12 protein-coding genes and 1 pseudogene are annotated in these 14217 nt (G+C 70.6%); 8 read left to right on the top strand and 5 right to left on the bottom strand.

Annotated features, from left to right (window positions below; all coding sequences use genetic code 11):
- The 3 genes from Q8S40_RS22210 to Q8S40_RS22220 form a co-directional block, all read left to right on the top strand.
- Positions 1-388, top strand: a 388-nt coding sequence (locus tag Q8S40_RS22210) for an ATP-binding cassette domain-containing protein (RefSeq protein ID WP_305672152.1), incomplete at its 5' end; no start/stop codon positions are given.
- Positions 385-873, top strand: coding sequence for a hypothetical protein (locus Q8S40_RS22215; protein WP_305672153.1), 489 nt, complete (start codon positions 385-387; stop codon positions 871-873). The genes Q8S40_RS22210 and Q8S40_RS22215, both read left to right, overlap by 4 nt.
- Complete coding sequence (locus Q8S40_RS22220) at positions 873-1805, top strand: glyoxylate/hydroxypyruvate reductase A (protein ID WP_305672154.1); 933 nt, start codon at positions 873-875, stop codon at positions 1803-1805. Before Q8S40_RS22215 ends, Q8S40_RS22220 begins: the two co-directional genes overlap by 1 nt.
- 12 nt (positions 1806-1817) lie before the next feature.
- Here Q8S40_RS22220 and Q8S40_RS22225 read toward each other — a convergent pair whose 3' ends face one another.
- Together Q8S40_RS22225 and Q8S40_RS22230 are read right to left on the bottom strand one after the other, a co-directional pair.
- Positions 1818-2201, bottom strand: coding sequence for a MarR family transcriptional regulator (locus tag Q8S40_RS22225; protein ID WP_304814287.1), 384 nt, complete (start codon positions 2199-2201; stop codon positions 1818-1820).
- 172 nt (positions 2202-2373) lie between these two features.
- Positions 2374-3765 carry a M17 family metallopeptidase gene (locus Q8S40_RS22230; protein WP_305672155.1) on the bottom strand — a complete coding sequence of 464 codons (1392 nt, stop codon included), beginning with the start codon at positions 3763-3765 and terminating at the stop codon, positions 2374-2376.
- Positions 3766-3944: 179 nt separating this feature from the next.
- Between Q8S40_RS22230 and Q8S40_RS22235 the strand changes: the two genes are divergently transcribed.
- Positions 3945-5039, top strand: coding sequence for a glycosyltransferase family 4 protein (locus Q8S40_RS22235; RefSeq protein ID WP_305672156.1), 1095 nt, complete (start codon positions 3945-3947; stop codon positions 5037-5039).
- A 33-nt stretch (positions 5040-5072) separates the two neighbouring features.
- Here the strand turns inward: Q8S40_RS22235 and Q8S40_RS22240 are convergent, their stop codons facing one another.
- The gene (locus Q8S40_RS22240) at positions 5073-7502 is read right to left on the bottom strand and encodes an ATP-binding protein (protein ID WP_305672157.1); all 2430 of its coding nucleotides are present in this window, start codon (positions 7500-7502) and stop codon (positions 5073-5075) included.
- A gap of 252 nt (positions 7503-7754) precedes the next feature.
- On the opposite strand from Q8S40_RS22240, the gene Q8S40_RS22245 reads away from it, so the two are divergent.
- Entirely contained in the window at positions 7755-9140 is a 1386-nt protein-coding gene (locus Q8S40_RS22245) for an amidohydrolase family protein (protein ID WP_305672158.1), read from the top strand.
- 103 nt (positions 9141-9243) lie between these two features.
- Here the strand turns inward: Q8S40_RS22245 and Q8S40_RS22250 are convergent, their stop codons facing one another.
- Together Q8S40_RS22250 and Q8S40_RS22255 are read right to left on the bottom strand one after the other, a co-directional pair.
- Complete coding sequence (locus tag Q8S40_RS22250; protein ID WP_305672159.1) at positions 9244-10296, bottom strand: ABC transporter substrate-binding protein; 1053 nt, start codon at positions 10294-10296, stop codon at positions 9244-9246.
- A 192-nt stretch (positions 10297-10488) separates the two neighbouring features.
- Complete coding sequence (locus Q8S40_RS22255) at positions 10489-11649, bottom strand: homoserine O-acetyltransferase (protein WP_371136875.1); 1161 nt, start codon at positions 11647-11649, stop codon at positions 10489-10491.
- Positions 11650-11796: 147 nt separating this feature from the next.
- Between Q8S40_RS22255 and hisC the strand changes: the two genes are divergently transcribed.
- The 3 genes and pseudogenes from hisC to Q8S40_RS22270 all read left to right on the top strand — a co-directional run.
- Positions 11797-12882 carry a histidinol-phosphate transaminase gene (gene hisC / locus Q8S40_RS22260; protein ID WP_305672160.1) on the top strand — a complete coding sequence of 362 codons (1086 nt, stop codon included), beginning with the start codon at positions 11797-11799 and terminating at the stop codon, positions 12880-12882.
- Positions 12875-13762 carry a prephenate/arogenate dehydrogenase family protein gene (locus Q8S40_RS22265; RefSeq protein ID WP_305672161.1) on the top strand — a complete coding sequence of 296 codons (888 nt, stop codon included), beginning with the start codon at positions 12875-12877 and terminating at the stop codon, positions 13760-13762. Before hisC ends, Q8S40_RS22265 begins: the two co-directional genes overlap by 8 nt.
- Positions 13763-13773: 11 nt before the next feature.
- Positions 13774-14217 (top strand): annotated as a pseudogene (locus Q8S40_RS22270) (3-isopropylmalate dehydrogenase); the annotation flags it as partial.

Raw genomic sequence — 14217 nt, forward strand, 5'->3', positions numbered from 1 at the left:
GCCGGCCGCGCTGGATCGCTTCCCGCATGAATTCAGCGGCGGCCAGCGCCAGCGCATCGCCAACGCGCGCGCTTTGGTGCTGAAGCCGCGGCTGGTGGTGCTGGATGAACCGACCAGCGCGCTGGATGTCTCGGTCCAGGCGCAGGTGGTGGACCTGCTGCGCGACCTGCAGGCGCGCCACCACCTGGCCTATCTGTTCATCTCGCATGATCTGCGCGTCGTTCGCGCCCTCGCGCACCGCATCATCGTGCTGAAGGACGGCCGCGTGGTGGAGGAAGGCGAGGCGCAGGCGGTTGTCGAGACGCCGCAACAACCCTACACCCGCGCCCTGATGGCGGCGGCCTTCGACCTGACCACCGCCGGCAGCGAGGGCACGGTACGGACATGAGCGAGGCGGAGGATGCGGTGCTGCCGCCGCTGGAACGGCTGCGGGGCCTGCTGGATTCGCAGCAGGTGAAGCTCGGCGTGCATATCCGCAAGATGAACTCGCCCGGCAGCCCGGTATATCGCCATGGCGAGAACATCTGGCCGGCCGCCGGCATCCTGGTGTCCTCCTTTGCCGCGACGGCGCTGGTTCATTTCTATCTCGGCGCGGCGATCCTGGCGGTGGGTTGCTGGTGGTGGCTGGCCAAGGTGCAGCCGAAGATCCGCGATGGCGTCTTCGAACGCGCCAGCTTCTGGGCGCTGCAATCCGAGGACCATTTCGACGGGCTCTGGGCCAAGGGCGTGCTGACGCTGCATGCCGAATTGCCGGATGGGCGGAAGTTCGCCGCCGCGCGGCGCGATGACTGGCGCGCCTTCGCCCGGCTGGTCTATCGCGAAACCAAGGGGCCTGAAACCAAGGGGCCTGAAACCAAGGGGAACGACGCCTGATGGCCGTGCTGCTCTCGACCAAGCCGGCCGCCATGGAGATGTGGCGCACCGCCCTGCTGGCGGTGGACCCCACCCTGGAAATCCGCATGTTCCCCGATGCCGGCGATCCGGCCGCGATCGAGGCCGCGGTGGTCTGGACCGCGCACGACATGGCGGAGCTGCGGCGCTACCCGAACCTCCGCCTCATCGTCTCCATGGGCGCCGGCGTGGACCATCTGCTGCGCCCGCCCGGCCCGCCGCCCGGCATTCCGGTGGCCCGCCTGGTGGACCGGATGCTGACCACGCAGATGGGCGAGTGGGTGCTGCTGAACGTGCTGCGCTTCCACCGCCAGGACCTGGACTACCGGGCCCAGCAGCAATCCCGCATCTGGGAGGAGCTGCCGGCGCCGGTGACGGCGGAGACGCCGATCGGCTTCCTCGGCCTGGGTGAGCTCGGCACCCATGCGGCCGGCCTGCTGCGCGGCCTCGGCTTTCCCGTGCTCGGCTGGTCGCGCCGGCCCAAGCAGCTGGCGGGGGTGGAGACCTTTCATGGCGCTGAGGGCCTGGCGGCGATGGCCGCGCGGTCCCGCATGCTGGTCTGCCTGCTGCCGCTGACGCCGGAGACGCGCGGCATCATCGATGCGCGCCTGCTCGGCCTGCTGCCGCGCGGCGCCTTTCTCATCAACGGCGCCCGGGGCGGGCATGTCGTCGATGCCGATCTGCTGGCGGCGCTTGACAGCGGCCAGATCGCCGCCGCGGCGCTGGACGTGTTCAGCCCGGAGCCGTTGCCCGAAGGGCACGCCTACTGGTCGCACCCGCGGGTGGTGATGACGCCGCATGCCGCGAGCATCACCATTCCAGAGAGCGCCGCGCCGCAGGTGGTGGAGAATCTCCACCGCGCCCGCACCGGCCAGAAGCTGCTGAACCTGGTGGACTTCACCGCCGGTTATTGAGCCGGCGCCAAGTCAGCCCGCCTTGCGGGCTTCCTCGGGAACCACCGTGTCCTGCGCCGTCTGCTCGGCCACCGTCATGATGCTGCGCATGTCGCGCAGGAAGGCGGCGCCCTTCAGGGTGCGCTGCACCAGCACGCTGCGGCGGTCCATCGGGTCCACCTTGCGGCGGGCGAGGTCCAGCTCACCCAGCCGGTCGAGTGCGCGAGTGATTGCGGGCTTGGAGACATTCAGCTCCGCCGCCAGGCCGCGCACCGTATGCGGCCCATCCGTCAGATAGACGGTCAGGAAGACCCCGAGCTGGCGGGCCGACAGGTCCGGTCCATCGCGGCGCACCAGCGCCACAACGGTGTCACGGAGAATGCCGACGAGCTGGTCTGAATTCGCTTGATTGGCCATGTTGTCCATTCCTTCTGCGTCACGCTTGCGGCTGGCCTGGGTCGGTTTCGCCGTGCCGGCGCCGCGGCTTGCGCCGCGCCTCCCTTTCGGCTCGCTTTGCGAAAGGTCTTGTCCCGACGTCCTTCTCTGAGAGCGCCGCGAGCCAGAAAGTTCCCGTTTCATCTCAAATTCGTTACCGTCCTGGGGGCTGACCGGGTGAAACCAAGGTGGTGACGGCGCGTAACAGAGCGCGAGCCGACTGGATCTCGCCACCCTCGGGCCGCCCGGGCCGCGATTGATCGTTCCAAGCATAAAGATCGAGATGCGCCCATCGGACGCCACTTGGTACAAAATGTTGCAGAAACAACGCGGCGACCACGGACCCCGCCATCGGCTTGGAGCTCACGTTGTTGAGGTCCGCAATCGGGCTGTCCAGCCAAGAAACGTAATGTTTCATCAGCGGTAGTTGCCACACCGCATCGTGGACCTTCGTGCCGGCCGAGAGAATACTTTGTGCGAGTTCCTCGTCATCGGAAAACAGCGCCGGCAGATCCGGCCCCAGCGCGACGCGTGCCGCGCCGGTCAGCGTCGCCGCATCCAGCAGCAGGTCCGGCTTGTGTTCCCCCGCGAAGGCCAGCAGGTCCGCCAGCACCAGGCGGCCTTCCGCGTCCGTGTTGCCGATCTCCACGCTCAGCCCCTTGCGGGTGCGGATCACGTCCATCGGCCGGAAGGCGGTGCCGGAGACGCTGTTCTCCACCGCGCCGACCAGCAGCAGCAGGCGGATCGGCGTGCCGGCGCGCATCAACATGTCCGCCAGCGCGATCATCGCCGCCGCGCCGCCCATGTCCTTCTTCATCCGCAGCATGCCGGCGGCCGGCTTCAGGTCCAGCCCGCCGGTATCGAAGCACACCCCCTTGCCACAGAGCGCCACCAGGGGGCCATCCGCCGCGCCTTCCCAGCGCAGGATCGCGACATGCGGCGCCCGGGGGCTGCCCTGGCCCACGGCGGCGATCGCCGGGAAGCCCTGTTCCAGCGCCGGGCCGGAGATATCCTCGAAGCCCGCGCCATGCGCCGCGGCCAGGCGGCGCACCGCCTCGGCCAGTTGTTCGGGGCCGAGGTGGTTGGCGGGCTGGTTCACCAGGTCGCGCCCGGCCCAGATCGCCGCCGCCTGCTGCTGCGCCGCTTCCGTCCCCGGCGCGGGCACCAGCCGGGCGGCGCGGCGCTGCGGCTTGGATTTCAGCCCGGCGAAGCGATAGGCGCCCAGGCACCAGCCGAGCGTCGCGGCCGCCGCATCCGGCGCATCCTCGATCCGCCAGTCGGTGCCTTCCGGCAGGGCGAAGGGCAGCGCGCCGAAGGCCCAGGGGCTGGCGGCGGCGGTCGCATCCTCGCCCAGGCCGAGCACCGCACCAGCCAGCCCCGCCTCCCCCGGCAGCAGCCGCCATTCCTGCGCCTTGGCAGCGAAGCCGCTGGCGCGCAGCCAGGCGGTGCTGGCCGGCGGCAGGCTGGCCAGCAGCGCGTCCAGCCCAGCCGGATGCACGGCCCGCAGCGGCAGGGTCGAATCAGTGGCGTGGGTCAGGCAATCCATCGGGGCGACTCCGGGGCAAGGCGGATGGCGGCGAGACCGGGCCCCACATCCTGCAACGAGAAGGCTAGCACGGTAACGAAGAACAACCAGGGGATGTAAGCCGGTCTGTTCCAGCACCCGCAACCCAAGGCCGTACGGGTGCTTCCGGCCCGGCGCGGCCGGTGCTAGGGGCCCAGCCCATGCGAATACTGCTGTGGTACTGGGGGCGTCGCGGCGGCGGCGCACAATATACACTAGGCTTGGCCCAGGCGCTGGCCGGACGGCCGGGTGTGGAGCTCAGCCTGTCGGTCTCAGCCCAGGGCGAATTTCGGGACCGGTTTCGTAATTTGAGCGTTCCGACAGACATCGTGGACACCTACCGCGATCTTTCCGGCTTCGCCACCGGCCTGCTGCGCCTACCAGCCCTGACGCGGCAGCTTATCGGGCGGGCGCGGCAGGCCGATGTCGTGGTCTCCGGCATGACCCATGTCTGGGCGCCGCTGGTGGCGCCTGCCCTGGCCCGGTCCGGGGCCGCCTTCGTGCAGGTGGTGCATGACGCAACGCCGCATCCGGGTGATTTCGGCCTGGCCTGGAACTGGCGCCTGGGGCGGGAACTTGGCGCGGCGCGCGCGGCGGTGGCGCTGTCCGACCAGGTCGCGGTGGCCTTGGCGGCCCGGGCGCCGGCCCTGCCGCTGATCCGCATGCCGCTGCCCGCCTTGCTCCCCGCGGCACCTGCCGCGCCGCCGGCGGCGGCCGGGCCGGGCGCGCTGCGACTGCTGTTTTTCGGCCGCCTGCGTGCCTATAAGGGCCTCGACCTGCTGCGCGATGCCTTCCGCCTGCTGCACCAATCCCACCCCGGCGCCAGCCTGCGCGTGGTGGGGGAGGGCGATCCCGAAGCCTGCGCCCCGGGACTCGCTGGCCTGCCGGGCGTGCGGCTGGAACGCCGCTGGGTGGCGGAGGCGGAAATCCCCACCTTGCTGGCCGAGGCCGATGCCGTTGTGCTGCCCTATCGGGAGGCCAGCCAATCCGGCGTGGCGCCGCAGGCGCTGGCGATGGGCGTGCCGGTGGTCGCCACCCCGGTCGGTGGCCTGACCGAGCAGGTGCGCCCCGGTGCGGGTGGCGTCCTGGCGGCCGCCGTTACCGCCCCGGCGCTGGCCGAGGCGCTGGCCGGGCTGATGGACCCGGCGCGATTGGCCGCGCTGCGGCAGGAGGCGGCGCGCGCCGGCGCCGCGGCCTCGGATTGGGATGCGGCCGCGACAGCGCTGCTGGCCGGGCTTGCGCGCGTGCTGCGCTGAAACCATCGGCCGCGCGGCCGCTTTCGCCGCGCATCAGACCAGCAGGCGGCCGATCCGCTCCAGCAGCGCCGCGGCGGTGTAGGGCTTGCCGAGGAAGTTCACCCCCTCATCCAACCTGCCATGGTGGATGATGGCGTTGCGGGTGTAGCCGGTGGTGAACAGCACGCGCAGCCGCGGCCGCCTGGCCAGCGCCGCGCCGGCCAGTTCGCGGCCATTCATCGGCCCGGCCAGCACCACATCAGTGAACAGCAGCGTCACTTCCGGATGGGCGTCCAGCAGGGCCAGCGCCGCGGGGCCGTCGCCGGCCGCGATGGTGCGGCAGCCGGCTTCCTCCAGCGCCGCCACCGCGAAATCCCGCACCATCTCCTCATCCTCCACCACCAGCACCAGGGCGCCGGGGGCGTTCAGGGGCAGGGTGCCGGGCGTGGCGGGCGGGGCCAGCGGCGCGACCGGGGCGGGCAGGTCCTGGTCCCGCAGCCGTGGCAGGTACAGCTTCACCGTGCTGCCCTGGCCGGCCTCGCTGTAGATGGCGGCATGGCCGCCGGACTGCCGGGCGAAGCCATAGACCTGGCTGAGCCCGAGGCCCGTGCCCTTGCCGGTGGGCTTGGTGGTGAAGAAGGGCTCGAAGGCGCGGGCCACCACCTCGGCGGACATGCCGGAGCCGGTGTCGGAGACGCAGATCAGCACATACTGCCCGGCCTCCACATCGTCGCGCCCCACGGCATAGGTCTCATCCAGATGGGCGTTGGCGGTCTCGATGGTCAGCTTGCCGCCGTTGGGCATGGCGTCGCGCGCATTCACCGCCAGGTTCAGCAGGGACGATTCAAGCTGGTTCGGGTCCGCATGCGCCCGCCACAGGCCGCCCGCGAGCACCGTCTCGATCTCCACATCCTCGCCCAGCGTGCGCCGCAGCAGGTCGGACATGCCGGCGACCAGCCTGTTGGCGTCCACCGCCTCCGGCGCCAAAGGCTGCTGGCGGGAGAAGGCGAGCAGGCGCTGGGTCAGGATGGCGGCCCGGTTGGCGCCTTCGGTGGCATTGTCGATGCCGCGGCCGATGCGCTCCGTTGCCGGAGAATGTTCCCCGAGCTCCGCCAGCCGGCGCCGCGCCAGCGCCAGGTTGCCGAGCACGACGGTGAGCAGATTGTTGAAGTCATGCGCCACGCCGCCGGTCAGCCGGCCCACCGCCTCCATCTTCTGCGATTGCCGCAGCTGCGCCTCGGCCCGTTCCCGGCCATTGGCGGCGGCGATCAGCCGGGCATTGGTCTCGGCCAGGTCGCGCGTGCGTTCCCCCACCCGAGTTTCCAGGGCCTCGTTCAGCCGGCGCAGATCCTCCTCCCGCCCCAGCAGGGTGCGGGAGGCTTCGGCCAGGGCCGCGGCGGTTTCCGAAACCTCCCGGATGCTGCTCGGCACCGGCTCCACCGCCTGGCCCCGGCCCAGCGCCGCGGCCTGGGCTGCCAGGCGGCGCAGCGGTTCGGCGATGCGGTTGCCGAGGATCAGTGCCAGCATCAGCGACAGCGCCGCCAGCGCCAGGCCGACAGCGCCCAGCAGCAGCAGCGTGCGGTACAGCGGCGCGTTCAACGTCGCCACCGGCACGCCCACCGCGATGCGCCAATCGGCCAGCGCGGTCTTGGCGTAGCTGCCGAGCACCGGGGTGCCGTCTGCCGTCAAGCCGCGCCAGCTGCCTTCCCACCCTGTGGCGTTCCGGCGCAGATCCTCGGTGGCGGGGGTGCCGACGAAGTCGTCGTGCCGGCGGTTGCGCGCCAGGATCCGGCCCTGGCCATCGACCACGGCGAGCGTCCAGCCATCCGGCGCCTGGCGGTCCTCCAGCACCTGGCGGATGCGCTGGACCGGCGTGCTGAGGCTGAGGAAGCCGCCGCCGGGCTGGCCGGGGAAGGGAACCGCGACCGGCACCTCCACCGCGAACATCGGCACCTGGTAGGCGACGCCCTGGAACAGATCGCTCACCACCAGCCGGCCACCCGGCCTGGGTGGCGGCAGCGGGGAGGTTTCGGGCAGGGGGGCACCGGGCGCCAGCCAGGCGTTCAGCCGCTGCCGGCCGGCGGAATCGCGCAGCACCGTCGCCATGCCGAGGCGCATGCGCACTTCCACCGCCTGCTGGTGAAAGCTCTCGAGGTCGCCCATGCGAAGCTGCGGCGACAGCGCCAGCAGGTTCAGCGTGGCGGCCAGGCCGGTCAGTTCACGGTCCACCGCCAGGGCCACGGCGCGGGCGGTGTTCAGCGCCTCATCCTCCAGCCGGCTGCGCTGGGCCTCCGCGAAGCGGTGCGACAGGGTGGCGACAAAGACCACGATGGGTAGCGCCAGCGCCGCGGCGAACAGCGCGAGATGCCGCCGGACCGGGCGGCCAACCGGTCGCACGCCCGGGTTGCCAGCCGGAAGGCGTGCAGGGCGGTGGGCGCTGCCGGTCTGGTTCGGCTTGGGCGGCTGCGGCGCGGCGGTGTCCAACAAGTGGTCTCCGGTGTGGAAAGGGGCGCGGCGGCGGCGGCGCGGCGAGGCGAGGCGAGGCTGGCGCCCCCCTGCCGAGGGAGGACCTTCCCATGCCTTCTAGCTCGCCGCACTGCAAGGCCGTAGCGCGGCGGGAGACCGGAAGGGCAGGACCGATTTATTGCAATATCGTGCCAGGGCCGCTGCCATGCGGCGGGCTGTCCGGCCGCGCCGGCCATGCCATGATGGAATTGCACAGGTATGGAGGCTGGATTGGACACGCTGATCCTTGAGGCCGGCTGGATCTGGGATGCCGCCGGCGGCCTGCGGCACGGCGCATCCGTGGTGGTGCAGGGCGGACGCATCGCCGACATCGTGATGCAGCGCCCGACGCTGGACGCCCCGCGCATCACCCTGCCCGAGGGGCTGCTGCTGCCCGGCTTCGTCAATCTGCACAACCACGCCTTCAGCGCGCCGCTGTTCCGCGGCCTGGCGGATGACATCGCCGAGGGCGAACTGCCCGGCGACATCGTCTATTCCCTGCTGATGCCGCTCGGCGACATCGCGGCGGAGGTGCTGGACCAGGACGCGATCGGCGACGTGGCGGAAATGGCGCTGCTGGAGACGATGAAGGGCGGGTCCACCACCATCATGGATGTGTGGCGCCTGCAGCAGGCGCCTTTCATCGCGCGCGGCCGGGGGCTCGGCCTGCGGACCTATTCCTGCCCCTACCTGTTCTCCACGCCGAAGATGGATATGGGGCCGGATGGCAAGCCGGTGACGGCGCCGGAAGCCGCCGATACCGGCTTCGACCGGGTGATGCAGTTGTTCGCCGAACATGATGAAGGCCGGCGCGGCCGCACCCGTATCGGCTTCGGCCCGCATGGCCTGGATACCTGCACGCCCGAATTGCTGACCCGCATCCGCGACATGGTGGACGAGATCGGCTGCCCGCTGACCATCCATGCGGCACAGAGCCAGGTGGAGCTCGACATCGTGCGCGCCCGCTATGGCAAGTCCCCGATCGAGCATATCCGCGACCTCGGCCTGCTGCGGCCCGGCACGGTGCTGGCGCATTGCGTGCTGGCCACCGATGCGGAACTGGCGATGATCCGCGACCATGGCGCCGCCGTGGCCTCATGCCCCTACGCGTTTTCCCGCTTCGGCGTCGCGGTGCCCTTCGCGCGGTTTCTCGATGCCGGGATCAGGCTCGGCGTCGGGACGGATGGCGTGGGCCTCGACATGGTGGCGGAGCTGCGCGCGGCGGCGCTGCTGGCCAAGGTGCAGGCCGGGCGCGGCGGCATCGCGAGCGGGGAGGCGATGCTGCGGGCGGCCACCGCCGGTGGTGCCGCGGCGATCGGGCGGGAGGATCTCGGCACGCTGGCGGTCGGCGCCACGGCGGATCTGCTGCTGTTCGACCTGTCCGGCGCCCGCTACCAGCCGGTGTGGAACCCGTTGCAGGCGCTGCTGACCAATGGCGTGGCGGCGGATTTGCACACGATGCTGGTGGACGGCGTGCCGCTGATCCGCGACCGCGTGGTGCAGGGGGTGGATGAGGCGGCGGTGGTGCGCCGCGGCGCCGCCGCGATCCGCCGCGTCTGGGACGCGGCGCGGCGGCTGGGGCGCATCCCGGCGGGCATTGCCGCCCGCCGCGCCTAGCGCGGCTTGCGCAAATTGCGGCCGGCCGAGGCGCCGAATGGCGCCCGCCGCTTATGCGGCGTAGCCAGGCGGGCGGAGCCCGCGCCGGCGCCTGAGGTCAAGATCAAACGATCCTCCGGTCTTCCGGCAGGAAGCGGTCGGTATAAGTAAAATCCATGCTCGGCTGCACCGGAATGCCGAAGGCCTCCGCCACCTGGCGGGCGGAGGTCTCGAAGCGGTCCTTCACCACGGAGGATACGCCATGCGCGCGCACATGCGGCGTCAGCAGCGCCACCTCGTTCAGCAGCTCGTTGCGCGCGATCTCCACCGCCGTGTCGATCAGCGGCTCCCGGCGCTTCAGGGATTCCATGGCGGCGGCGGGCTCGGCCAGCATGGTGCGCAGGCCGCGGATGGTCGCCTGGATGAAGCCGCGCACCACGGCCGGATTTTCCTCGGCAAAGGCCTTCCGCACCACCAGGCCCGAGGAATAAAGCTGCACGCCCCACTGGTTGTATTGCAGCCAGCCAATGTCGCGCAGCGGGATGCCGGTGCCCACCATGTTCAGCGCCGTGGTGGTCAGGAAGCCCAGCGTGGCATCGGCGCGGCGCTGGATCACCATCGTGTCGCGCAGCTGCGCCGTGACGGACATCAGGTTGATCTTCGAGATGTCGATCTGGTTGGCGCGGGCGAAGATCGGGAACAGCAGATGCGTGCCCTCACCCGGGGAGACGGAGACGCTGCGCCCCTCCAGGTCCTTCGGCTTGGTGATGCCGGAGGATTTCAGGAAGATCGCGGCATTGGGCGAGGCATCATACAGCACGAAGACCGAGGTGACCTGGCTGCCCGGATTCTCGTGGTTGAACTTCAGCGCCAGGTTGGTGTCGGCGAAGCCGATGTCATAGGTGCCGGCGGCCACCTTGGTCAGCGTGTCGCCGGAGCCGAAGCCGCGGTCGATCTGCACATCGAGGCCGGCTTCCGCGAAGAAGCCGCGATCCGCCGCGAGCGTCCAGGCGGAATGGGCGGATTGCCAGGCCCAGTCGAGGCAGAACTTCACGGGGCGGCGCGCGCCCTGCGCGATGGCAGGGGTGGCCAGCGTGGGCAGGGCCAGAGTGGGCAGGGCCAGAGTGGGCAGGGAGAGTGCAGTTGTCAGGACATTCCGGCGTGTGAATGCGTGCATCTTGGGCAACCTCCGGTCCGGTGCCGCGGGGCGCGCGGCGCGCCGCAAGCCTCAGCAAGCGCCGTGCCGGGGCCGCTCCCGGCCCTGGGCTGGCGGCGCACCATCCGCGCCGCATGGCGGCAAGCTGCTTGTCGTGCCGCTATTTACGCTGGTCCAGCCCGACACATCCAGCATCGCCGTGGCCAGCGCCCGTCAGACCCCCACGCGTTCCGCCGCGCCCCGCAGGAAGCCGCCGAGTGCCCGGTGGAAAACGGGCTCGTCCAGCAGGAAGGCGTCGTGGCCCTTGTCGGTCGAGATCTCGATGAAGGAGGTATTAGCCGCGGCGGCGTTCAGGGCGCGGACCAGGGCGCGGGATTCCTCGGTGGGGAACAGCCAGTCGCTGCTGAAGGACGCGACGAGGAAGCGGGTGGTGGTGTTGCGGAAGGCCGCCGGCAGGTCGCCGCCATGTTCGGAGGCCATGTCGAAGTAATCCATGGCGCGGGTGATGGTCAGGTAGCTGTTGGCGTCGAAGCGGGTGACGAAGGTGCTGCCCTGGTGGCGCAGGTAGCTTTCCACCTCGAACACGTCCTCCAGGAAGGTCAGCGCGGAGGCGCCGCGCAGCCGGCGGCCGAATTTGCGGCCCAGCGCGGCCTCGGACAGGTAGGTGATGTGCGCCACCATGCGGGCGACGGACAGCCCCTTGGCCGGGATGCGCCCATCTTCCCAGTAGCGGCCGCCGACCCAGTCCGGGTCGCCATGGATGGCGGCGCGGCCGACCTCGTGGAAGGCGATGTTCTGGGCGGAGTGGTAGGCGGCGCAGGCGATGGGCGCGGCGGCGACAACCATCTCGGGGTAGGTCGCGGCCCATTCCAGCACCTGCATGCCGCCCATGGACCCGCCGACCACGGCCAGCAGCCGGGCGATGCCGAAATGGTCCACCAGCAGCTTCTGGGCGCGCACCATGTCGCGGATGGTGATGGAGGGGAAATCGATGCCCCAGGGCCGGCTGGCGCCAGGCGTCGGCTCCGCCTGGGGCGGCATCAGCTCGGCCGGGCCGGTGGAGCCCATGCAGCCGCCGAGCACATTGGCGCAGATGACGAAGTAGCGGTCGGTATCCACCGACTTGCCGGGGCCGACCACGGCTTCCCACCAGCCGGGCTTGCCGGTGATGGGGTGGCGTTCGGCCACATACTGGTCCCCGGTCAGGGCATGGCAGACCAGCACGGCATTGCTGCGCTGGGCGTTCAGCGTGCCATAGGTGCGGTAGGCGACGGTGACCGGCGCGATCACCGCGCCGGAATCCAGCGCCAGCCCGGCCGGGAAGACGGCCCGCTGGTGGTCGATCTGCGGGGTCTGGGTAATGGCCTCGGTCATGGATCCCGGGGGTGGTTTTGGCACGCGCCAGAAATAGGGCCGCGGACCCCCGGCGGCAACCGCGGCGTGTGGTGGGCCGGCGCGCGGCTTGGCGCCGGCACCTGCGGCGTCTATGCAGGGCGCCCCTCTTCCAGCCGGATCAGCCCCATGACCGTCATGCCGCGCCCGTCCATCCTCTCGGTCGAGCCTTATGTCGGCGGCGAATCGAAAGTGCCGGGGGTCAACCGCATCATCAAGCTGTCCTCCAATGAGGGCGCCTTCGGCCCGCCGCCCGGCGCGATCGCCGCGATCACCCATGCGGCGAAGGAGGCGCATCGCTATCCGGATGGCGGCGCGACGGCGCTGCGGGAGGCGATTGGCGCCCGTTTCGGCCTGGACCCGGCGCGGATCGTCTGCGGCAACGGCTCGGACGAGATCCTGACCCTGCTCATCCTGGCCTATGGCGGGGAAGGGACGGAGATCGTCATGTCGGCGCATGGCTTCCTGATGTACGATTTGGCGGGCCGCTGGGCCGGCTGCCGCGTCATCAAGGTGCCGGAGAAGGATCTGCGGGCAGATGTGGACGGCCTTCTCGCGGCGGTCGGGCCACGCACCAAACTGCTGTTCCTGGCCAATCCGAACAACCCGACCGGCAGCATCCTGCCGCAATCCGAACTGGTGCGGCTGCGCCGCGGGCTGCCGGGGGATGTGCTGCTGGTGCTGGACTCGGCTTACGCGGAATATGTGACGACGCCGGATTACGACCCGGGCCAGGCGCTGGTCGATGCCGGCGACAATACGGTGATGACGCGCACCTTCTCCAAGATCTTCGGCCTCGGCGGCATGCGGCTGGGCTGGTGCTATGCGCCGGCCAATGTGGTGGATGTGCTGGGCCGGGTGCGCGGGCCGTTCAATGTGTCCGGCGCCGCCATGGTGGCAGGCATCGCGGCGCTGGCGGAGCCGGGCTGGATCGAGGCCTCCGTCGCGCACAACACCGAATGGCGCGGCAAGGTGGCGGCGGCGCTGGAGGCCGCAGGTCTCAAGGTCTGGCCGAGCGAGGGCAATTTCCTGCTGGTCGATTTCGGCGCGGCGGAACGGGCCAAGGCGGCGGATGGGCATTTGCGTGGTCGCGGGCTGATCGTGCGGGCGATGGGGTCCTACGGCCTGGCGCCCTGCCTGCGCATCACCATCGGCACCGCCGAGGAATGCCAGATGGTGATCGAGGCGCTGACCGAATTTACCCGGCATGGCTGAGCCGCTTTTCGACCGGCTGTGCCTGCTCGGCGTCGGGCTGATCGGGTCGTCCATCGCCCGCGTTGCCCGTCAGCGGAGCGATATCGCCCGGACGGTGGTGGCGCATGCCAAGACGCCGGCCACCCTGGACCGGGTGCGGGAGTTGGGCATCGCCGATGTGGTGGAGGCGGATGCCGCCCGCGCCGTGGAAGGCGCCGATTGCGTGGTGTTCTGCGTGCCCGTCGGTGCCAATGCGGCGGTGATGGCCAGTATCGCGCCGCATCTGAAGCCGGGCGCCATCGTCACCGATGTCGGCTCCACCAAGATGAGTGTGTTCCGGGACCTGGCGCCCCTGACGCCCAAGGGCGTGCATCTCGTCCCCGCGCACCCGATGGCCGGCACCGAATTCTCCGGCCCCGATGCCGGCTTCGCGGAGCTGTTCCAGGGCCGCTACGTCATCATCACCCCGGTGGCGGAAACCGACCCGGCCGCGGTGGAGAAGGTGCGGGAGCTGTGGAACCGCTGCGGCAGCATGATCGAGACGATGGACCCGGCGACGCATGACAAGGTGGTGGCCATCGTCAGCCACCTGCCGCATCTGCTGGCCTTCACCATCTGTTCGACCGCGGATGATCTGGCGGAGGAGACGAAGGAGCAGGTGCTGAAATTCGCCGCCTCCGGCTTCCGCGACTTCACCCGCATCGCCTCCTCCGACCCGACCATGTGGCGCGACGTGTTCCTCAACAACCGGGAGGCGCTGCTGGAAATGCTGGCGCGCTTCACCGAGGATTCGCAGGCGCTGGGCCGCGCCGTGCGTTGGGGGGAGGCGGGCTTCATCGAGGACCGCATCCAGCGCGGCCGCAAGATCCGCAAGGGGCTGATCGACCGCAAGCAAGCCTGAGGCACAACAGCATGACCCAGCCCGCCCCGCCGAAGACCAACCGCAGCACGCTGCTGGCGGTGGAGGATACGGAATTCCTGCTGCGGGATGAGATGCGCGCCTCCCGCTTCGGCATGGAATACCTGAAGGCGGAGCTGGCGTTGCGGGATTGGGGCGTGCGCTCCACCGTCGTCGTCTTCGGCAGTGCCCGGGTGCAAAGTCCGGAGGACGCCCAGCGCACCCTGCGCGCCACCCGCCAGCCGGAGGCACGCCGCCTGGCGCAGGAACGCCTGGCCTTCGCCGAGCATTACGACAAGGCCCGCGCCTTCGCCCGCATCGTCAGCCTGCGCGGCGGGGCGCTGGCGGAAAGCGGCGCGCCACGGGACAATGTGATCGCCACCGGCGGCGGCCCCGGCATCATGGAAGCCGCCAATCGCGGCGCCGCGGATGTCGGCGCGCCCTCCATCGGCTTCAAC

This window comes from Falsiroseomonas sp. (assembly GCF_030695085.1).
In the GTDB taxonomy this organism is placed as follows: domain Bacteria; phylum Pseudomonadota; class Alphaproteobacteria; order Acetobacterales; family Acetobacteraceae; genus Falsiroseomonas.